This is a genomic window from Psychrobacillus lasiicapitis (assembly GCF_006861795.1).
GTDB lineage: Bacteria > Bacillota > Bacilli > Bacillales_A > Planococcaceae > Psychrobacillus > Psychrobacillus lasiicapitis.
Genome location: NZ_VDGH01000001.1, coordinates 300,609 through 321,854, shown reverse-complemented (window position 1 = coordinate 321,854; position 21,246 = coordinate 300,609). Strand labels below are relative to the sequence as shown.

Sequence of the window (21,246 nt, the reverse complement as noted above, 5' to 3'; positions counted from 1 at the left end):
AGGGGGAATAACAAATGGGTAAGCCTACTGGATTTATGGACTATGAACGAGCAAAAGGAAAGGAAGTAGCCCCTCTCAAACGTATTAAAAATTGGAGGGAGTATGCTTCCAAGTTAACGGACGAAGCACTCCAAACACAGGGTGCAAGATGTATGGATTGCGGGACTCCTTTTTGTCATATGGGGATTGAAATTCGAGGGGCAACGGCTGGCTGTCCAATCAATAACTTAATCCCTGAGTGGAATGATTTAGTATATAAAGGGAAATGGCAAGAAGCACTTGAAAGGCTTTCCATGACGAATAATTTTCCGGAATTTACCGGCAGGGTTTGTCCAGCTCCTTGTGAAGGATCTTGTACATTGGCTATTTCGGATCCTGCGGTTTCTATCAAAAATATTGAACGGACGATTATTGATAAAGGATTTGAAAATGGGTGGGTCGTACCAAGAATTCCTTCTATGCGAACTGGTAAAAAAATTGCTATTGTAGGCTCGGGACCTGCTGGACTTGCAAGTGCCGATGAGCTGAACCAGGCGGGACATTCTGTCACTATATTCGAACGTGCGGATCGCGCTGGGGGTCTACTTACTTACGGTATACCTAATATGAAGCTCGAAAAAGATGTGGTGGAACGTCGCATTCAGTTATTGAAGCAAGAAGGTATCGATTTTGTATTAAATACAGAAATCGGTAAGGATATTCCTGCAGAACAATTAAAAGAACAATTTGACGCCATTATTTTATGTATCGGTGCACAAAAACAAAGGGAGCTTCATCTGGAAGGCAGCACATCAAACGGCGTACATCTGGCAATGGACTACCTAACTTCCACAACCAAAAGCTTGCTAGATTCAAACTTTAAAGACGGACTATTTATCGATACAAAAGGCAAGGACGTCATTGTGATCGGCGGAGGGGACACAGGCGCAGACTGTGTCGCAACTGCCATTCGACAAAATTGTAAATCGGTTGTCCAGTTCGGTAAGCATCCACAGTTACCAGCTACAAGAGGAGAAGATAACCTGTGGCCAACCGATCCAACTATTTATAAATTGGAATATGCTTATGAAGAAGCGGAAGCAAAATACGGCAAAGATCCACGTGAGTATTTAATTCAAACAACGAAAATGGTGTCGGATGAGAAAGGGAATCTGAAAGAGCTCCATACAATTCAAATGGAGAAAATACTTGGAGAGGATGGCTATCATTTTTTTCGAGAAGTTCCTGGTTCTGAAAAAATTTGGCCTGCACAATTTGTATTTGTCGCTATAGGCTTCGAAGGTCCTGAGCTAACGTTAGCCAACCAATTTGGGGTTAACATTGTAAATAAAAAAATTGCTGCTTCTAATAAGGATTACGCGACAAATGTGGAAGGAATATTTACTGCCGGAGATGCAAGGAAAGGGCAAAGCCTCATTGTTTGGGCTATAAAAGAAGGGCAAGATGTGGCCAAAAAAGTGGATGCATATGTGAGTAAAAAACCAGTCATTTTATAAATGACTGGTTTAGTCTATTAGCAGACTAAAGTTTTTCTGTTTTTTTCGTTTGATTGATGGCATAATAGAAGAATACTACTAATGGAGGCAAAACAATGATTGGTATAATCGATTATGGAGCAGGGAATTTACATAGTGTTTTAAAAGCAATCGACCGTCTAGATTATCAAACGAAGCTTATTACAAAACCGGATGATCACGATGAAGCAATCACAAAACTTATTTTACCTGGCGTTGGAAATGCAAAAGTTGCGATGAGCGTATTAAATGAATCAGGCTTGACTAGCTATATGAAAGAGGCAGTTGCACAAGGGATTCCTCTTTTAGGCATTTGTTTAGGGATGCAACTTCTTTTAGAAACAAGTGAAGAGGGAGATGTGGAATGTTAACTGATCAAAGGAAGCGTTCCAGTATTTAAAGAAATGGTCGAAAAGGTACCTCATATGGGATGGAACCAAGTGAAGGATGTACAGAATCATTTCTTATTTCAACACATTCCACAGAATACTGACTTCTATTTTGTACATTCTTTTTATGCAAATCCTACCGAACAAAAGGATGTGCTAGGCGTTACTAATTATGGTTTAGATTTTGCAAGTGTAATTGGGAATGAACAAGTAATGGGCGTTCAATTCCATCCAGAAAAAAGCGGGAAATATGGCATTCAATTATTAGACAACTACTGTAAATGAGGAGTTAAACATATATGCTTAGAAAAAGAATTGTTCCAGCAATCGATGTATTGAATGATAAGGCAGTAAAGTATGTACAGTTCCGTAATCCAACAATAATTGGAGATCCAGCTGAGCTAGGAAAAAAGTATTCAGAAGATGGAGCAGACGAATTAATATATCTGGATACAACCGCTTCCCTTAAAAACCAAGAGCTTAAGCTGGAGTGGATTCAAAAAGTCGCTGAGCAAGTATATATCCCTTTTTCTGTAATAGGGGGTGTGCGCACTTTAGATGACTTTAAGCGTTTACTTCGTGCTGGTGCAGATAAAGTTGGGGTAAACTCTGCAGCCGTTTTGAGACCTGAACTTCTACGTGAAGCTGCCGACATTTATGGAAAACAATGTGTTGTTTTAGGATTAGATGCTATGCCTATCTATAATGAAGAGGAAGAAATTATTAGATGGGAAGTATATACACATTCCGGTCATGAAAAAACAGGAATGGATGTTGTAGAGTGGGCGCAGCAAGCAACAGATCTTGGTGCTGGAGAAATCATTTGTACAAGCATCCATAAAGATGGTATGAAAAACGGCTATGACATCGAGTTGATTAAATTACTTTCTGAAAAAGTAAATGTTCCAATCATCGCTTCTGGAGGTGCGGGCAAAATTGAGCATATCGAGGAAGTTTTCACAGAAGGTCATGCGGATGCAGCACTTGTAGCTTCAATGATCCATTACGGTGATTATACGATTTCAGAAATTAAAGCCTATTTACAAGAAAAGCATATAAATGTACGAATGCAATAAAGCATAATAAAAGAAAACAGCACAAAGGGCAGATGTTTTAAATCTGCTCTTTGTGCGTATTTCACATGAATGTACAGTTGTGCTTTTTATGAAATAAAAGTTGCCCCTACGATAATTAGAAGAATAAATAACACGACGATCAATACAAAACTTGAACCATAGCCGCCACCATAGCCGCCACCTTCATAACCACCGCTATAGCCGCCGTAGCCACCACCATATCCAAAGCCCATATACTTTCACCTCCTACGTAAGGATAAAGGAATATAGAAATTCATCCCTCTTCTTATGTTATGTTAAAAGTAAAAATGGTTTTGGACTTCTGCGTCAATAATTTCGAAAACGATTGAACTTAATAGCATTACAGAAGTTAAAGGATAGCAGAGCTTGTTGTAATAATCGGATGGAGCTCTCCGTTTAGGGTAAAGGAAACCTTTCCTGTCTCTTCGGAAACAACGAGTACAAGCGCATCAGACCTTTCCGATAAGCCAATTGCTGCACGGTGACGTGTGCCTAGCTTTTTTTCACCAACAAATATGCCCGACAAGGGAAGTACATTTGCAGCAGAAAGAATTTCATTACTACGAATTAATACAGCACCATCATGGAGAGGATTTCCTGGGTAAAAGATGGATTCTAATAAAGAATGCGTTAACTTTGCGCCAATAGGAGTACCAGGACGAATAATCGTATCGACAGCATCCTCTCGCTCAATCACGATTAATGCACCATGCCTTTGGTTGGAAAGATGTTGAAGGGCAGTAGAGATATCTAAATAGCGATCAGTAAACGGAGACAGATAGCAGTTTAAATAGAAGGAAGCCGCCATCGCTTCTGCTTTTTCGAAATGTTCTTTAATAGTTGCTAATTTACTTAATAGACAGAAATTATCTTCCGCTAATGTTTGTAATCCTATATCAACTTCAAGTGAAACTTCTTTAAGCTCTTTGATCAATCGTTCTTTCAGTGGAGAAAAATCGCAATTACCGTTTCTCATGCATCTTTACCTCGTTTATGATAGTTGGTAGTATAAGTTTACCCCTATGTATTAGCTTCATTCCTAAACTTTAGATAATCTCCCAGCCACGCTCTTTCGCTACGTTCAGAAGTTTTTCTTCCGGTTTTACTGCAATAGGATTCCCTACAAGCTCTAGTACTGGCAGGTCCGAAAAGCTGTCTCCGTATGCGTAACTATTTTCCCAATCAATTGGCTGTCCTTCTAATGCTTGTAATATATGCTCCGTTTTACGTGTGCCATTTACATGGTCAATAAACGTTTTTGTATCCACTTTACTATCTTTATAGAAAATTTCTGTGCCTATAATTTGGTTGAAAGAAATTCCAGCTGTCACCTGATGCAAAAACTGCGTATAGGCTCCAGAAACAAGCAATATATGTATATTTTCAGCTTGATGCTTTTCGAGTCTTGCTAAAACCGTTTGATTGAAATCTTTTTGAACGGCTGTCGTTAGCTCATCAAAATACGTGACCATTTCTTTTTCTGCTATCCCATCAAAAGCTTCTATATATAATTGCATCGAACGGGCTTTCATTTTGGCATCTGGATAGAGCCTTATTTTATTCGCAATATAAGGGGGGACGATGGATCTGTAAAAGCGTTTATATTTTGTTTGATAAAGGGGGTGTTCTTTTAAATGATTCATCAACAGCTTGAATGTTTCTTCTGCATATAGTGTTCCGTCAAAGTCAAAAATTGCAACTCGCATTCCATTCACCTTTTCTTTGTATGTAGTTGCTATCTATTATAGCGTAAATGGAAAGAAAACAATGGATAATAAAAACTCATCCCTACTGCAAATAGGGATGAGTCTCTATTATTGTACTTGGTTGTTCATCGATTGATGACCAGGTGCGTAAGAATTAAGTATATCTTGCATATCTTGCTGCGTTAACTGCGGAACTTGGTAGTAATGATGCTTGTTTTGATAAATGGCAAGCTCATATGCCATTTCAATACAGTTAGGAATAGAATCTGCAAGCACACGTCTTACAACAGGATTCGTTGTTTCTAATGCTGCTGCAGTTTTAGCTGTCGCAGAAGCTTTTGCAGCACCAAGTAAATACCCGGAAATCATTTCGTCTGTAATTTCATTTGGTCCTTGTATCGGCTTTTTCGGCTGAGACGGCTTCATCCCATAAATGAAATCATTGCCACCTTGCATTTTATAGCTAGAAGTAGGGTGGGAAGGATCTTTACCTGTTTTGAAACATTCAACCGTAATATTATATTCATCCAAGGCAAATGCATATTGACGATTTAAAATATTAAGTAGTTCTTGGTCTTGCACATGTGGACGAAGTATTGTTTTCAAATTCAAGCCGGAAAGAGCTGTCGATAATACTTCATGCACATCGAACAATTCATGACCGCCATGATTCATTTGTGGTGGTACATTTCCAGTTTGCATATTTTGATGTGTTTGACCTTGACCAAATGAGTTTTGATTCATTCAGATATTTCCTCCTTGTAGAAAATGTGATGGGACATCCTCTATAGTTTGGTCAAATGAATGGCTGATATACAAAATCACTTGGATAAATATATTAAAGTTCGAGTGCTTCCACTAATGATGTGATGAAGGACTGAATAAATTGATACGCTTCTTCTATCGTAAAGTTTTCGCTGAATTGATTGATGTAATTTAATGGCAGATTAATTTCCCATAAGCCTTCATCTCCTGAGAACATCATGCTATAGTTCATTTTTTCTTTGTTATAATGTTTGTCTAAGTATGTCGCTATTTTGGATGCCAATTTCTTTTGTACAGCTAGTCCAAACATTGCTGTGTATACTTCAAATACTTCGTCGTATTCTAAGACAAGACCATCTACTTTTAAAGCATTTAAGTTTTCTGTTTGTAAATAAGCGTATTCGTTTTTCTTTTCCTTGAAATGGGAAAGGGGAGTTGCTAAGAATTCCATCGAATCCTTAGATACTAGTTCTTCTGTTTCTTTATCATATCTTTCACATACTACCTGTTGATTGCTCATATAAAATCATTCCTCGTTTCTTCTGCTATTTCTTCCGCAATCGTTTGAAGGTCATAAGCATCTATCGTAAAAAGTGTATAATTTTCCTTCTCCATGTATGCTTCCGCTAATTTTTTTATAAATTTTGGAGATCCTTCATTTTCTTCATCGTAAACAATAAGTATACCATCTGAATTACGAAGTAAAAATTTATTTTTTTCGATGAATTGCCAAGGTGCTTCATACGGTCTTTTCGTTAAACTTGTTTCATAATCGGCTTGAAATAATAAGCTTCTATATTTTTCTTGTTTCAGCTCATTCCAATTCTTTTCTTGCTCTAAAAAAGGGGTGATGATGGCGTACTTTAAGGATGGAAATTCCTCTTTTAATTCGAGCACGACTTCGGCCGTCCAAGTTTCGACACCTTGCTGTCCACTTAGTATTACCCATTCCAATCCCTCATCCATAAGAGTGATCAATTTGTTTTTTATCGCTTGCTTAATAACTGGAATACCTGGGTGCGAATCATTAAAGATTCCTAATTCATGTGCTTTATAACCCGTTACAACTAAACGCTTTACCATTTATATTACCTTCTTTTAATGATATCTCCATTTAATCTTACCACTTTATGGTCCCTTTATAAAACTTCTGCTCATAACAAAAGCGCTAGCGCCTATCGTCTGCCCAATTAAGCTTATGAGAACGATAAAATAGAATAACGCACATAATAGCGTCGTAAAGAGATACGGCAAAGGCACTTGATTTCCGCTCCAGGCGGACGCTTACCGCGGGGCGGAAGGTGAGCCTCCTCGTCGCACGCTCCTGCGGGGTCTCACCTGTCCCGCTGATCCCGCAGGTGTCGCCGCCTTACGCTTCAATCAATAGAACTTGCTAACTAATCCATAATTAAATGCAAAAAAGCTATTTAATTTATTTACAACTGTCCAGCAGTTTTTTATTTAGAATCATTTTATGTACAGTATAAATTATAGGAAAGGTTGCTATAAACCATTCAAGCAATGGCAGTTCCCAATAATGGATAACAATCGCTAGATAGTATATCTTATTCCACTAATGAAAGGTTTTCACCCATAGAAAATGCAGCATAGTACTAAATTTAGTGTCTTATTATGGAGTAAATATAAACTATATTGGATTGTAGCGAAGGGATGGCGACTCCGGCGGGAACAGTACGAGCTGAAAGCCCCGCAGGAACGAAAGCTCCGAGGAGATGGAAGCCGTGCCCGCGGAAAGCGTCCGCCCTGTAGCGGAAATCCCAGCGAATACTTCCTACAACTGACTACCACACAGTTTCCCTATAACACGATTAAAATAAAAACATGCCGTTCCTTATGCTACTTGAAAAAGCTATCCACCTATCTAAATCTTCTACAGTTTCTTAACCAATTAAAAAACGTTTACTCAATTCGAGTAAACGTTTTTAATTTAGTCACACTATCTAGGAAAGGACATGCTTCTTTTGGAAAGCATCAATTTCTTCGATCGAATAACCAAGCTCTGTTAACACTTCTTTATTGTGCTGACCAAGAAGGGGAGCGGGGCTTTTAAATTGACCTGGCGTCTCTGAGAATTTAGCAGGGAAGCCAAGTGTCTTCATCGCACCAGCAACAGGGTGCTCATATTCTAAAATCATTTCTCGTGAAAGAATATGCTCATCTGCAAGTGTTTGATCGTACGAGTAAATTGGTCCAGAAGGGATACCATTTTTGTCTAACAGATCCAGCCAGTAGGAGGAATCATGATCTTTCAATACATTCTCCAACTCAACTTCCAATTCATCTACATGCTGTGCTCGTATACTATTCGTTAAAAATCGTTTATCCTTGATCCATTCAGGTTTATTAATCACAGACAAGCAAAATTTTTCCCATAGTTTTTGATTTGCTGCACCTATAAGGATGAAACCATCTTTTGTTTTATAGCCCTGATATGGAGCAGATACACGATGTGCTGTACCATTCCTACGAGGGACTTCGCCTTTACCGAAATAGGCAGCCGCTTCCCACACTGTCCAAGCTAGACCCGAATCGACTAGTGAAACATCGATATATTGTCCGTTCCCAGTTTTTAGACGGTGAATATAGGCCGCTAAAATGGATTGAATAGCCGTTTGGGCAGCTGCGATATCATGAATGGCAATCCCAACTTTAACAGGTTTTCCAGTACGTTCACCGGTCATATCGATTAGACCAGACAAACCTTGCGCCATAATGTCAAATCCGCCTTTATTCTTGTATGGACCTGTTTGACCATAACCTGAAATGGAACAATAGATCAGCCCTGGATTGATCGATTTCAGCGTATCATAATCGATGCCAAGTTTTTTCGTAACGCCTGGACGATAGTTTTCTATAAAAACATCAGCTTCTTCTATTAACTTATATAAAACTTGCAAACCTTCATCTGTTTTTAAATTCAGGCAAACCCCGCGTTTGTTGCGGTTTACCATCATATACATATAACTTTCTTCCTTTATATATGGACCCATCGTACGAGTGTCATCCCCAAGTGGGAATTTCTCTACTTTAACAACGTCCGCTCCCATATCTCCCAGAACCATCGTGCAATAGGGACCGGCTAATACTTGAGATAAGTCGACCACTTTCATACCTTTCAATGCCTGTTCCATCTAAACTTACCACCTTTAATAAAGTGAAACTTCATCTTACTGCCCGTTAATGCGGGATAAACCCTCAGCTTTTAACTACTTTCAACTTGTGAAGATCATTGACATGACTTACACCACTTAAAGAAATGGAGACTTTAGTTTCTTGCAGGAAGCTTTCTAATACCCGTTCTACGCCTGCTTGACCACCAGCAGCTAATCCCCACACAAAAGGGCGACCGATACATACAGCAGTAGCGCCAAGTGCAAGAGCTTTCAATGCATCCGCGCCACGTCGGATACCACTATCAAATAACACCGGAATTCTACCATCGACTGCTTCCACTATTTCAGGAAGGGCATCAATGCTTGCGACTACACCATCTAACTGGCGTCCCCCGTGATTTGATACGATAATGCCATCGATTCCTTTTTCAATTGCAAGCTTTGCATCTTCTGGATGCAGAATGCCTTTAATCAGTATCGGTAAAGAAGTTTGTTCTTTCAGTTCGGCAATAGCGTCCCAATTTAATGAAGGATGATATAGATAATCTACGATCCCATTAATAATAGAATCCTCCGTTTTATCGGGAAGGGAAGCCATAAACACAGGATCTGTTATAAAATTCCCTTTTGCGATTCCTTTTTTCAGCGGAGAGAATTGGTTGCGCACGTCTTCTTCACGCCAACCGAGCATCACAGTATCAACTGTTACGACAATCGCTTTGTACCCAGCTTTTTCAGCTCTTTTTACGATATTATAGGAGATTTCTTTATTTTTGGACCAATACAATTGAAACCATTTGGTGCTTCCTTCTGTCGCTGCAGCAACTTCTTCTATTGAATAGCTAGAAACTGTGCTTTGGATATAAGGGAAGTTATACTTCGCCGCTGCTTTTGCTACTGCTATTTCTCCGTCTTCATGTGCGATTTTGTTCATTCCAACTGGAGCGACAAAAAGAGGGTGAGGGTATATTTGCCCGAACAATGTAATCTCAGTATTTAAGGAAGATACATCGTTTAGAAATCTAGGAACAATAGAATATTTAGCGAATGATTCCGTATTTTTTCGAAGTGTTTCTTCACCGCCAGCTGAAGAGCGTATGTAACCAAAAGGACCGACTTCTAATTTCTCTTTAGCCGCTTGTTCCAATTCTGCAAAATTTATTGGATATTTTTCATTGGAACTAATATTTTTAAGCAATAAATCTAAGTTTGACATGCGTACCACTCCTTATGAAAAATTAGGTTTTCTTTTTTCTAAAAACGCAGCAATGCCTTCTTTATAATCCTCTGAACTAAATGAATCCAAAATAAGTTGCTCAATTTCCTTTGTTTCTGCATTTTCTCCATCAATAATCGATTGGATAACTTGTTTAATGCCGTTGTTTGCAACAGAGGATTTACGAATAATTTGTCCCGCAAATTCTAAACACTTTTCTTCAATTTCATCCATTTCATAAACATAATCGATTAAGCCGATTTCTTTTCCTTCTTCGGCCCGAATCAATTTAGCCGTGTATAATAATTCCTTTGCTTTTGAAGGTCCGACTAAGTTCACCAAACGTTTGGTGCTCGTCAAATTATAAATAATGCCGATGTTAGCGGCCGTAATGCCAAGCTTACTGCCAGCTGTTGCAAATCTAAAATCACAGGAGTTAGCAAGCTCTAAGCCACCACCGATTGCCAAAGTTTTAATAAGGGCAATCGTAGGCTTTGTAAAACGATACAGTTTTTCAATCGATTCGAGCGTCGCATCATTATAATCTTTTGCTTTCCTGGCAGAAAAGCGATTTTCTAGAAACTCCGAAATGTCTGCACCTGCTGAGAAAGCTGTTTCGTCAACACCTTTTAAGATCAGTACTTTAACTTGGGAATCCATTTGCAATTCCTCTAATATTGTTCCTAACTGTTTAAACATAGCAAGGGAAAATGAATTTTTCTTCTCTGCACGATTAAAAATTAGAGTAGCAATAGCGCCATTCTTTTCTACATATAAATTGTTCGACATGTAAGAACCTCCAACTAATCTTTTTTCAGTTTTGCAGCAAGTCTATTCCCAATAGATTGAATGCTTTGAACAAGAATGATTAATATGAAGACAGTTGCATACATAACATCGACTTCATAACGCAAATGTCCGAAACGATAAGCTAAATCTCCAAGACCTCCAGCACCGACCATACCAGCCATTGCGGTTGCTCCTATTAAACTAACAGTAGAAATGGTTAAACCTAAAATAATAGAAGGGCGTGCTTCGCGTAATAATACATGCCATATTATCGATCTAGTTTTAATACCCATCGCTGTATAAGCTTCAATTACACCATTTTCCACTTCGAGTAGCGCAGACTCCATTAAACGTGCAATATACGGCGCAGTATAAATAACGAGAGGGACGATTACGCCTTTTACCCCAATAGTCGTACCAACGATAATTTTCGTAAACGGTAGAATAAAAAATAGTAAAATGATAAATGGAATTGAACGAAGTATATTGATCAATAGGTTGCTTGTTTGATATAAAAACTTATTTGCCAAAGCTTGTCCTGGTCTAGTTAATACGATTAAAATTCCTAGCGGTATTCCGATAAGTACGGAGAAAAACAAAGAAATTCCAACCATTTGAAATGTTTCAATGACCGATTTTCCGATGATCGGAAGCCATTGGTTGATAAATGTGTCTAGTCTGCTCATGATTGTCCCTCCAAGTTCTCAACACCCACGCCGCTTTCTTCTAAAAACTGTAATGCAGCGTTTACTTGGTCTTTTTCTCCTATTAAATGAATGACAATGTTTCCAACAATGCCATTTTTCAATTCGATAATATTGGCAGTTAGTATATTTGGTTTAACATTAAATCTTTGACTTACTTCTGCCAGTAATGGCTGCCCAGTGCTTTCACCAACGAATGTTAACCGAGTTACCGCTCCCGTCACATGTAACTGCGAAATTAAAGTAGGGGATAGATTGCGCTGACTAATCGTACTTAAAAACTTTTTCGTGGTCGGATGCGTAGGTTTTGTAAATAATTGAATTGCATTATTTTGTTCTACGACATGGCCATTTTCCATTACATATACATGATCACAAATTTTTTGGATGACGTTCATTTCATGGGTGATAAGCAAAATTGTTATTCCTAGATCTTTATTTATTTTTAATAGAAGATCTAAAATAGAGTCGGTTGTTTCCGGGTCCAGTGCGCTAGTTGCTTCATCACTTAATAGAATTTCTGGCTCTTGGGCAAGTGCTCTTGCAATAGCGACACGTTGCTTTTGACCACCAGATAACTGATTTGGATAACTTTTTTGTTTATCTGATAATCCAACAATCTCTAAATATTTTTCTGCTCTATTTTGAACTTCTGCTTTGTTATAACCAAGAAGTTTAAGAGGTATCGCAATATTATCATAAACTGTAGCTGTTTTTAGTAGGTTGAATCCTTGGAAGATCATGCCTATTTTATTGCGAGCTTCACGTAATTTGGGAAGGGGGAGGGAAGTGGTTTCTACTCCATTAATATAAACCTTGCCTTCTGTTGGTCTTTCAAGTAAATTCACACAGCGAATGAGTGTACTTTTACCAGCACCACTATATCCAATAACGCCATGAATTTCTCCTTTTTTTACATGGATATTAACATTGTTTACTGCCTTTACTTTGCCGTTTTTACTATTGAATTCTTTTGAAATATTTTCTAAAACAATCATTCTATGTCTTCCTTTCTAAAGAAAACGTTACCGAAGACGGTAACGTTCTCAAATTCTTTACTCATCCCAGCTAGGTAATACAGATCCTTGAAATTCTTCTTCGATGAATTGTTTTACTTCTTCTGATTGATAAGCCTTCACAAATTTTTGAATCGTTGGGTCTTCTTTATTTTCTGCACGAACAACAATGTAGTTTACATAAGGTGAGTTCGATGACTCTAGTAAAATAGAATCTTCTTTTGGATTAATACCAGCAGAAAGGGCAAAGTTTGTGTTGATCGCTGCAGCGTCTACTTCACTCAATTGTTTTGGAATTTGAGCAGCTTCTAACTCAATAAATTTTAAGTTTTTTGGATTTTCCTCAATGTCATAAATAGAAGCAGTTTCTCTTTTATCTTCTTTAATTTTGATAAGTCCATTTTCTTCTAAGATAAACAATGCACGTGCTCCATTGGTTGGATCATTCGGTAAGCCGAAAGTTGCGCCATCTGGAAGTTCATCCATTGACTTGTATTTATTAGAATACACGCCCATTGGGTTTAGTATCGTTTTTCCAACTGGTACCAGGTCTGTGCCATGATCTTCATTGAATGTGTTTAAGAATGGTTCGTGTTGGTAGCTGTTTGCATCTAAGTCACCTTCAGCTAAAGCTGTGTTTGGAAGGATGTAATCAGAGAATGGTTTGATCACGATTTCTAGCCCATCTTTGGCTGCTACCTCTTTAGCCACTTCTACGATTTGTTCATGCGGTCCAGCAGTAACACCTATAACTAGCTTGTTTTCGTCTAACGCTTTATCTTCACTATTAGAGTCATTGCTACATGCAGCAAGTGCTCCAGTTAATAGCACGCTTGATACTAGTAATCCAAATTTTTTCATTCTTGCTTCCTCCTAATAATTATTAGGAATGTTGAATAAATATAAAAGCCTCTCTTTCAAAAGAAAGAGAGGCACATAAAAATACATATTTGTCCTCTCTTATCTTCCAAAACACATTTGTTTTGCAGGATTTAGCACCTTTCAACATAACTAGTATGTAGATGGTTGCCGAGCTTCATCGGGCCAGTCCCTCAGCTACTCTTGATAAGAGATGTAAGCTATTTAATTTTTCATCAGTTCCATGAGAATTAATTTACTATATCAATTTACTAAAGTCAACTTATTTTTTCTAATTGAAATATTCTGTTCAAATAGTTTAAAGTAATTATCAATAAATAAATATACAAGGATGATGAAAAAATGTCAGCAGTTAGAGTAAATTATGCAACTGGTCAACTCGGCAAAACAATTGGTGCGAGATTAGTATATGGAACGGATCTGCTAGAAGGAATCGAACAATTATGTGCGGAAAATAAGATAGAATATGCAACGATTATCAGCTGTTTTGGTAGCTTTCAAAAAAGTGGGTTTGTGTATTTGGTACCGAATGAAGCCTCGATAATTGGCGTTGGATATAATGACCTTGTAGTAAAGGAAGGACCAATCGAATTTTTGCAAGGGACGGGAGTGATTTGTAAGAGAGAAGGAGAATACGAGACTCATTTTCACGGGACGATGTGTGACCAAAAAGGGAATATTTTTGGAGGCCATTTTATCAAGGGGGAAAACCCAGTTATAACAGTGGATCTTGTTCTTGCAGAAGTGACGGGGATGGAATTTCAACGAAAGTTTGATACAGAAACAGGGGCCAATCAATTTTATCCAGTAGAAAAAGATGCGATGGAACCAAAAAGAATAGAGAAGTGAGCAAATGGGGTGATTCCAAGATGATTTTTTGGAGGAACCCTTTTTACTTTTGATTGAAAAGTCGCTAAAAAAGAAATCTTATTTAGTTATATGATGACTTGAATCCAGTTAATGGCAAAGGGCAACGAACCAATCGCTGAAAGCACTCAGTTCTAGTCTAAAAGCAACCAAATTAGCTTGAGAACTAATTTGCCTTTGAAAGCAACTAATTCCAGAACAGTTAGTTTACTAGAAGTAGAGACGTCGATGATTGTTACTCCCATTCTAGAACGTTGCGCAAACGGTCAATAATGTTGCGCGTTTGAAAGGAAACGTTGCGCAAATGGTCTAAAATGTTACGTATATGAACTCGAACGTTGCGCATGCAAAGTAACACCTGAGAACGTGCGAAACTCCTCTCTGAAACTAATTACAAAAGCGCTAAATCGCCAGCATCTAATCCAAGCTCCCATTTGGTATAGTCTCCTAACTAACAAATAGGCTGTCTCAAAAGTAATACCTTCGAGACAGCCTCATTTTTTAAAATAACTCTAGTTTAGCAATACGTTCCACAGCTTCTACTAATCTTTCTTCATCGATTAACAAGCCCACGCGTACATAACCTTCGCCAAATGTGCCGAACCCATTACCAGCAGCAACAGCTACATCTGCTTTAGCAAGTAACAAATCTGCGAACTCTTCACTCGTATACCCATTTGCAACAGGTAACCATGCAAAGAAAGATCCTTTCGGTGCTTTTATATCCCAGCCAATTTTTAAACATGCTTCCACTAATGCATTTCTTCTACCTTCATACAATGAAACCAACTCATCTACACATTGCTGGCTCTCATTAAGTGCTGTTGCAGCCGCAGATTGAACTGCAGGGAAGAGGCTAACGAATAAATGATCTTGAATGATATTGATCGCTTCAATCATTTTAGCGTTTCCTACTGCAAATCCAACTCGCCAACCGGCCATATTGTATGTTTTGGACAGTGTGTACATTTCCACTCCGACTTCTTTGGCACCCTCTACTTGCATGAAGCTTAAAGGTTTTTTACCGTCGAATCCTACAGCACCATATGCGAAATCATGAACGATCGCAATATCCGACTCTTTTGCCAGTTTCACTGTCTCTTCAAAAAACTCTTTAGTTGCTATAGCACCTGTTGGGTTATTCGGGTAGTTTAAATACATCAGTTTAGCCTCTTGTTTTTGTTCTTCTGTTAATTGGCTGTAATCTGGCAAATAATCATTTTCCTCAAGTAAGGGCATCGTATCAAAACGAACATTTGCAAGTCCCGCACCTGATAAATAATCTGGATATCCTGGGTCTGGAAGAAGCATTAACTCTTGCTCATTCATTATTGCGAGTGGTAATTCTACTAATCCTATTTTTGTGCCGAACATAATGGCTACTTCTGTATTCGGATCAATATCGACATTGTATTCACGTTTATAAAAGTCAGCAGCAGCTTGTTTAAAATCATTTGTACCTCTAAAAGGGGAATATCGATGAGATCCAGGATTAGCAGCCGCATCTTGTAATGCTTTTACAATATGTTCAGGCGTTGGTTGATCCGGATTTCCTTGTCCGAGATTGATGACATCTCTTCCTTCTGCTACAGCGATTGTTACCTTTTGAACAAGTGTAGCAAAAAATTGTGGGGGTAGATTTTTTAATCGATTTGAAAAGTCCATGTACATAACCTCTTTTTTTTAATAGTTGCATATATTAGACAAATCTTATAATCTTTTTAGTATTATGTCTATAGGTGGTGTCGAGATGAAAGTTGCTTGTGTTCAATTAGATATTGTTTTTGGTGATCCAAAAGAAAATTTTCTCAAGGTAGAGGAAAAGATTAGAGAAGCCGCATCTTTAGGGGCAAACACAGTGGTATTACCTGAAATGTGGAATACGGGTTATGATCTAACTCGTCTAGAAGAAATCGCTGATGTGAACGGCGAAGAAACGAAAAAATTATTATCTCAACTCTCAAAAGAATTAAATATACATATTGTTGGAGGTTCTGTTTCGATCAAAAAAGGGGACAAATTTTATAACACTATGTATGTGACGAATGCTTTGGGTGAAGTAGTAGGGGAATATGACAAAGCTCATTTGATTAAATTAATGGATGAACATCTATACCTAGAAGCGGGTAGTGAGAAGAATGTATTTACGCTTGATGGAGTCAAAATGGGTGGAATCATTTGTTATGATTTGCGTTTTCCTGAATGGACAAGAGCGCATTCGTTAAACGGTGCTAAGGTGATGTTTATACCAGCGCAATGGCCGGCTAAACGAATCGATCATTGGAAAATACTTTTGCAAGCAAGGGCAATCGAAAACCAAAGCTTTATCATAGCGGTGAATCGTGTGGGAAGCGATCCTCATAATGAATTTGGTGGAAATTCCATGGTCATAAGTCCTTGGGGGGAAATTATATGGAATGGTGCAAATGAGGAGTGCGTTGAAATCCTCGATCTAAATCTAGAAGAAATTGAAGAAATACGTGCGCGCATTCCAGTCTTTTCGGATAGAAGAGAAGAACTATATAGATAAATGAAACTGTAGACAATCTCTGAAAAGAGTGTCTACAGTTTTTGTGGTGAGTTAGAGATGAATTTAGTAAATTTTTGTTATTATATGAACCTTAAAAAAATAAATTTTTATCCAAGTTAATCTATCTTCTTTTTGTAATTTTCAAATATATTAAAGTATAGTAGTATGGAATCATAAAGGGGGACTTATGATGAGAAATGAAGTTCATGCAATTCAAGATGATTACCCGGAGGATTTCGCTTGGTGTTTTGGTTGTGGGAGATTAAATGAGGAAGGGCATCATTTCCGAACAGCTTGGAACGGAAATCATACGGAAACAATTTATGATCCAAACGAAAAGCATACCGCGATTCCTGGCTTTGTATACGGCGGATTAATCGCTTCGCTGATCGATTGTCATGGGACGGGTTCTGCTTCACTTGCGTTACATCGTAAAAATGGCTTTGAACCTGGAAGCGGGGAGGCACCACCAAGATTTGTCACAGGTTCTTTGCATGTAGATTTCCTAAAGCCAACTCCACAAAATGTTACATTGAAAGCAGTGGGAACGATTGAGGAAATTCATCCGAAGAAATGGAAAGTTACAACAGAAGTTTTTGCTGGAGATACGCTATGTGCTAAAGGGGAAGTAGTAGCGGTCGTTATGCCGGCAACTTTTGCACTACAAAAGTAATTACGAAATTGATTGATCAATTGATAACTGAAGTTTACCTAAAAAGTGTTAAGCGGTTTGACTTAGTCATACCTCTTAATACTTTTTTGATATTTACATATTTATTTCTTCTTCATTATTTTTAGCAATCCATTGAACCAAGTATTTTTGGAAGTGGGTCATTAACCACCCTACAATTTTACCAATAAAATATGCAGCAACTAGTGTGCCTACACCAATGGATCCTAATGAGTGTATGAATATAATACATACTAAACCTGCTACACAAACGTTTAACAAATCACTAGAAATCTTCGCCTTACTGAATTTCATATTAAATTTTTCACTTATTTCATACGTTAACGCATCATACGGCATTAACGGAAATTTAGCATTGAAATATCCGAGTAAACCTATTGAAACAACAAATAAACTGATCATTAAAAAGACACAACGCATTAAAATTGATTCAGGTGTAGGTAGCAATTGCACGAGAAATAAAGTTGTATCCATAAAGAATCCAAATAAAAATGTAATAATTAATTGTACAATAGATTCTTTCAAATCGAATCGTTTACTCAAAACTACTTGGATAATAATAAATAAAACATTTGCAACTATTGTCATCATCCCGACCGATAAACCGAAAGATAGTGAAAATGCATATGCTAATGAAGAGACTGGTGATACACCCAAATCTGCTTGGATGGAGAAGCAGACACCAAGGGATAGAAAAAACAGGCCAATTACGTATAAACTAAGTCTTTTGATGGTTATATTTATATGATTCATCCTATTCTCCTCTCTAGAATTCATCTATTTTTCATAGTAGCACGTAATTTGTCATACGAAAAATATATATTTGGTATACTCATCATATGAAAAAACATATAACGGAGTGGGAAAATGGATATTCGTCAATTACATTATTATAGGGAAATCGTCAAACAAGGGAGCATTTCTAAAGCAGCAGAAATACTGCATATTGCACAGCCCCCATTAAGTCAGCTTTTAAAAAAGTTGGAAACAGAGCTAGGTACAACTTTAATCCATCGCTATCGTCAAAAATGGGAGTTATCCGAAACAGGGCAGTTGTTATATCAGTATGCCGAACAATTATTAAACCAAACAGAAGAAGTTAAAAGGCGTATACATGAATTAGAAGAAGGTACTGCTGGAATAGTACGAATTGGAGTTTCGTCAGCATGTTCTAATATGTTGACTGATTATATTGCAGAATTTAGATCAGAGTTTTCGCAAGTCAAAATCAACATTTTCTCCGGGGATTCGGAAGGACTATTAAAGAAGTTAACACAAAAAGAAATTGATATTGCTTTACTAATAAGACCAAATGACACGGAGCAATATGTGAAAAAATCCTTGAATAAACAGCCCGCCATTCTCATGGTTCCTAATAGTTGGACAGCCTCTCTCTCCGCTCAACCTACTTTAAAAGAAATTGCCCATCTACCGTTTATCATGCTAGGTGCAATGGAAGGACACTCTTTTCATGAAAATATAAAAAAAGCCTTTGATGAATTTGGGTTGAAACCAAATATTATTGTAGAATGTAGAGATCTTCCAATGGTCGTTGCGCTTGTGAATCGAGGACTTGGCATTTCCATTATTCCGAGAATGCACTACGAGTCATTTTTCTCCGAACACTTTAGAATATACGAGCTACAACAATTTGATTTTAGTGTGGAACCAGTTTTGATGAAATTAAAAGAAGAACCTATTTCAAAAGCATCAGCACAGTTTTGGGAGATGGTGAAATAACTCCTAACTATATGAAGAAGTAGCAATCTCCAAAACTTAACCCACGATTTATTTTTTATATGCAATGAACTTTTTCAAACGCCTTATATTTTCCTGTGTATTTTTGTGTGTCAAAACATATACATGAAATAGTGGAAGGTGGGGAAAATGTTTTTCATATACAAATCGCTCGTTATTATCATAGGAAGTATCTTGATAGCAATAGGTATTAACCTCTTTTTAGTTCCTTTTCATTTATTGGACGGTGGAGGAATTGGATTAGGTTTGATCATCCATTATTTACTGGATATGAAGGTTGGTCTCGCCATTTTATGTATAAGTACACCTATATTTCTTTTGGCATGGATATATTTTCGCGCGTTTTTTTACAATGGGATACATGGACTGTTAATTTCGTCTGTAATCATTGATTTTTTATATCCATTACATATCGTTGGTGAGAAATTTATTACTTCTGAAATAGTTGGTGCGCTAAGCGGCGGAATATTGATCGGGCTTGGAGTAGGCAGTATGCTCCGGTCTAAAATTACAGTTGGCGGAACTGATTTGCTTGCGCAAATGATGGCGAAGCGGTTGCATCTTAATCCTGGTTTGTGTATTTTGTCTATTGACATAATAGTCGTTTCGGCAGGTAGTCTATTAGTTGAATCAGTTTCTTTGTTATATTCTTGTATTACTGTACTTTCTGTAGGAATCACTACTTCATTTATCGTAAAAAAACATTATTAAAAAGTAGTAAAAAAAGAGGTAAGTAGAAATATTCTACTACCTCTCTTTTTTATCGATTAAGTTGCACTCACTTCATCTACACTAGGACTAGTCTTTGGCTCTGGTACTCTTGATAAAATGATGAGTCCAATAATAAACAAGATGACTAAACTAAATACACCATAGTTCGATTTCCCTGTTACTTGTGCAGTGAAAGCAACTAATAACGGTCCCATGATCGAAGCGAACTTACCGAAAATATTATAAAAGCCGAAAAACTCATTGGAATTTTCTTTCGGTACCAGTTTTCCGAAATAGGATCGACTAAGTGCCTGGATTCCACCTTGAGAAGTGGCAACTAACATGGCTAAAATCCAAAAATCCACAACGGTTTCTAAGAAGAATGCATACGTACAAACAATAATATAGACAACAATTCCTACATATAGCATTTTCTTTTCAGAAAACTTTCCTGCAAGCCACCCATATAAGAGAGCAAACGGGGCTGCGACAACCTGCGTTGCAAAAAGAATGATTAATAAACTCGTAGCACTAAGACCTAAATCTGTGCCATACGCGGTAGACATATTAATAACGGTACCAACTCCATCAATATAAAAAAAGTATGCTAGTAAAAATAAGAACAATGCTTTATATTGACGAATTTCTTTAAAAGTTTTACCTAAGCGTTTAAAACTTTGGATAACAGGCTTTCCTTCTCGTTCGATAAAATGAATCTGTTTGACGTTTTTGTAGAGTGGAATAGAAAATACAACCCACCAAATTGCTGTAATGAGAAATGCGATTCGGCTAGCATTAGTAGTAGATAACGCAATAATTCCCTGTTGAGATAACACGATGATGATTATACTTACTAAAAAGGGTATAGTACTTCCAATATAACCAAGACTGAACCCACGGGCCGATACTTTATGCATTCGTTCGTTTGTCGTCACGTCGACGATAAAACCATCATAAAACACATTTGCACCAGTTGCGCCAAGTGCAGCTAACGTATAGAAAATGAGTAATAGTAACCAATTATCAAACGGTACAAATGCAAGCATTGCTGTGAATGTCACACCGAGTATAAAGAAAAACGTAAAAAACTTCTTTTTCATGCCACGATAATCAGCGATTGTACCTAAAATAGGTCCAAGCATAGCTAATATAAAAGTGAATATAGCAATCGTATACCCTAAGTAAGCAGTAGAATCAGCAGCATCTACCCCCGCTGCTGTTGCTGAAGATTTATAAAATATTGGGAACACTGCGGTAGTAATAATGATTGAATATGCTGATGAACCCCAGTCGTAAAGTGACCAACTGTTCTCCTCTTTGGTGAACTTTTTCATCTTTCTGTTAATCCTCCTATCATCGATTTCTTTTATTGTACATGATACGAAAGGATCAAGGGAAAAAATCATAAAATATTACGTTAATTTAACAAACTATGAATAGTATAAAGCTTCAAATAAATTTACAAAACATTTACAAGTAT

22 protein-coding genes, 1 pseudogene and 1 riboswitch are annotated in these 21,246 nt (G+C 37.5%); of the genes and pseudogenes, 8 read left to right on the top strand and 15 right to left on the bottom strand.

The genetic code is table 11. The annotated features are described in order from the left end of the window. The first annotated feature begins 14 nt into the window (after positions 1-14). The 3 genes and pseudogenes from gltD (at position 15) to hisF (ending at position 2,979) form a co-directional block, all read left to right on the top strand. Positions 15-1,496, top strand: a complete 1,482-nt coding sequence (gltD, locus tag FG382_RS01615) for a glutamate synthase small subunit (protein ID WP_142537125.1) — start codon at positions 15-17, stop codon at positions 1,494-1,496. Positions 1,497-1,591: 95 nt separating this feature from the next. Beyond that, a pseudogene (hisH, locus tag FG382_RS23140) lies at positions 1,592-2,188 on the top strand (imidazole glycerol phosphate synthase subunit HisH). Positions 2,189-2,202: 14 nt separating this feature from the next. Beyond that, the gene (gene hisF / locus FG382_RS01605; protein ID WP_142537124.1) at positions 2,203-2,979 is read left to right on the top strand and encodes an imidazole glycerol phosphate synthase subunit HisF; all 777 of its coding nucleotides are present in this window, start codon (positions 2,203-2,205) and stop codon (positions 2,977-2,979) included. A gap of 86 nt (positions 2,980-3,065) precedes the next feature. Here hisF and FG382_RS01600 read toward each other — a convergent pair whose 3' ends face one another. The 12 genes from FG382_RS01600 to FG382_RS01545 all read right to left on the bottom strand — a co-directional run bounded on the left by FG382_RS01600 (position 3,066) and on the right by FG382_RS01545 (position 13,191). After that, positions 3,066-3,212, bottom strand: coding sequence for a YjcZ family sporulation protein (locus FG382_RS01600; protein ID WP_142537123.1), 147 nt, complete (start codon positions 3,210-3,212; stop codon positions 3,066-3,068). A 137-nt stretch (positions 3,213-3,349) separates the two neighbouring features. Beyond that, on the bottom strand, positions 3,350-3,976 hold the full coding sequence (gene cdaS / locus FG382_RS01595; RefSeq protein ID WP_142537122.1) for a sporulation-specific diadenylate cyclase CdaS: 627 nt from the start codon (positions 3,974-3,976) through the stop codon (positions 3,350-3,352). Between the two features lie 70 nt (positions 3,977-4,046). Next, complete coding sequence (locus FG382_RS01590) at positions 4,047-4,706, bottom strand: HAD family hydrolase (protein ID WP_142537121.1); 660 nt, start codon at positions 4,704-4,706, stop codon at positions 4,047-4,049. Positions 4,707-4,814: 108 nt separating this feature from the next. Continuing rightward, positions 4,815-5,450, bottom strand: a complete 636-nt coding sequence (locus tag FG382_RS01585) for a spore coat protein (protein ID WP_142537120.1) — start codon at positions 5,448-5,450, stop codon at positions 4,815-4,817. A 94-nt stretch (positions 5,451-5,544) separates the two neighbouring features. After that, on the bottom strand, positions 5,545-5,991 hold the full coding sequence (locus FG382_RS01580) for a branched-chain amino acid aminotransferase (protein WP_142537119.1): 447 nt from the start codon (positions 5,989-5,991) through the stop codon (positions 5,545-5,547). After that, the gene (locus FG382_RS01575) at positions 5,988-6,554 is read right to left on the bottom strand and encodes an SLOG family protein (protein ID WP_142537118.1); all 567 of its coding nucleotides are present in this window, start codon (positions 6,552-6,554) and stop codon (positions 5,988-5,990) included. Before FG382_RS01575 ends, FG382_RS01580 begins: the two co-directional genes overlap by 4 nt. Before the next feature lie 878 nt (positions 6,555-7,432). Then, entirely contained in the window at positions 7,433-8,623 is a 1,191-nt protein-coding gene (locus FG382_RS01570) for a CaiB/BaiF CoA transferase family protein (protein WP_142537117.1), read from the bottom strand. A 64-nt stretch (positions 8,624-8,687) separates the two neighbouring features. Further along, on the bottom strand, positions 8,688-9,821 hold the full coding sequence (locus tag FG382_RS01565; RefSeq protein WP_142537116.1) for an alpha-hydroxy acid oxidase: 1,134 nt from the start codon (positions 9,819-9,821) through the stop codon (positions 8,688-8,690). A gap of 12 nt (positions 9,822-9,833) precedes the next feature. After that, positions 9,834-10,610, bottom strand: coding sequence for an enoyl-CoA hydratase/isomerase family protein (locus FG382_RS01560; RefSeq protein ID WP_142537115.1), 777 nt, complete (start codon positions 10,608-10,610; stop codon positions 9,834-9,836). A gap of 14 nt (positions 10,611-10,624) precedes the next feature. Further along, complete coding sequence (locus FG382_RS01555; RefSeq protein WP_142537114.1) at positions 10,625-11,296, bottom strand: methionine ABC transporter permease; 672 nt, start codon at positions 11,294-11,296, stop codon at positions 10,625-10,627. Beyond that, the gene (locus tag FG382_RS01550) at positions 11,293-12,312 is read right to left on the bottom strand and encodes a methionine ABC transporter ATP-binding protein (RefSeq protein ID WP_142537113.1); all 1,020 of its coding nucleotides are present in this window, start codon (positions 12,310-12,312) and stop codon (positions 11,293-11,295) included. Before FG382_RS01550 ends, FG382_RS01555 begins: the two co-directional genes overlap by 4 nt. A 57-nt stretch (positions 12,313-12,369) precedes the next feature. Further along, complete coding sequence (locus FG382_RS01545) at positions 12,370-13,191, bottom strand: MetQ/NlpA family ABC transporter substrate-binding protein (RefSeq protein ID WP_142537112.1); 822 nt, start codon at positions 13,189-13,191, stop codon at positions 12,370-12,372. Between the two features lie 96 nt (positions 13,192-13,287). Next, a riboswitch (SAM riboswitch) is annotated at positions 13,288-13,402 on the bottom strand. 149 nt (positions 13,403-13,551) lie between these two features. On the opposite strand from FG382_RS01545, the gene FG382_RS01540 reads away from it, so the two are divergent. Next, positions 13,552-14,058: a PPC domain-containing DNA-binding protein gene (locus tag FG382_RS01540; RefSeq protein ID WP_142537111.1), complete on the top strand. Its 507-nt coding sequence runs from the start codon at positions 13,552-13,554 to the stop codon at positions 14,056-14,058. A 519-nt stretch (positions 14,059-14,577) separates the two neighbouring features. Here the strand turns inward: FG382_RS01540 and FG382_RS01535 are convergent. After that, the gene (locus FG382_RS01535) at positions 14,578-15,741 is read right to left on the bottom strand and encodes a pyridoxal phosphate-dependent aminotransferase (RefSeq protein ID WP_142537110.1); all 1,164 of its coding nucleotides are present in this window, start codon (positions 15,739-15,741) and stop codon (positions 14,578-14,580) included. 85 nt (positions 15,742-15,826) lie between these two features. Between FG382_RS01535 and FG382_RS01530 the strand changes: the two genes are divergently transcribed. Then, positions 15,827-16,606, top strand: coding sequence for a carbon-nitrogen family hydrolase (locus FG382_RS01530; protein ID WP_142537109.1), 780 nt, complete (start codon positions 15,827-15,829; stop codon positions 16,604-16,606). 187 nt (positions 16,607-16,793) lie between these two features. Then, positions 16,794-17,279, top strand: a complete 486-nt coding sequence (locus FG382_RS01525; protein WP_142537108.1) for a PaaI family thioesterase — start codon at positions 16,794-16,796, stop codon at positions 17,277-17,279. A gap of 93 nt (positions 17,280-17,372) precedes the next feature. Here the strand turns inward: FG382_RS01525 and FG382_RS01520 are convergent, their stop codons facing one another. Continuing rightward, the gene (locus FG382_RS01520; RefSeq protein WP_142537107.1) at positions 17,373-18,050 is read right to left on the bottom strand and encodes a YczE/YyaS/YitT family protein; all 678 of its coding nucleotides are present in this window, start codon (positions 18,048-18,050) and stop codon (positions 17,373-17,375) included. Positions 18,051-18,164: 114 nt separating this feature from the next. Here FG382_RS01520 and FG382_RS01515 point away from each other — a divergent pair, with 114 nt between their 5' ends. Both FG382_RS01515 and FG382_RS01510 read left to right on the top strand, forming a co-directional pair. After that, entirely contained in the window at positions 18,165-19,037 is an 873-nt protein-coding gene (locus tag FG382_RS01515; RefSeq protein ID WP_142537106.1) for a LysR family transcriptional regulator, read from the top strand. Positions 19,038-19,184: 147 nt separating this feature from the next. After that, complete coding sequence (locus FG382_RS01510; protein WP_142537105.1) at positions 19,185-19,766, top strand: YitT family protein; 582 nt, start codon at positions 19,185-19,187, stop codon at positions 19,764-19,766. A gap of 56 nt (positions 19,767-19,822) precedes the next feature. Here FG382_RS01510 and FG382_RS01505 read toward each other — a convergent pair whose 3' ends face one another. Next, positions 19,823-21,100, bottom strand: coding sequence for an MFS transporter (locus FG382_RS01505; protein ID WP_142537104.1), 1,278 nt, complete (start codon positions 21,098-21,100; stop codon positions 19,823-19,825). Positions 21,101-21,246: the final 146 nt, after the last annotated feature.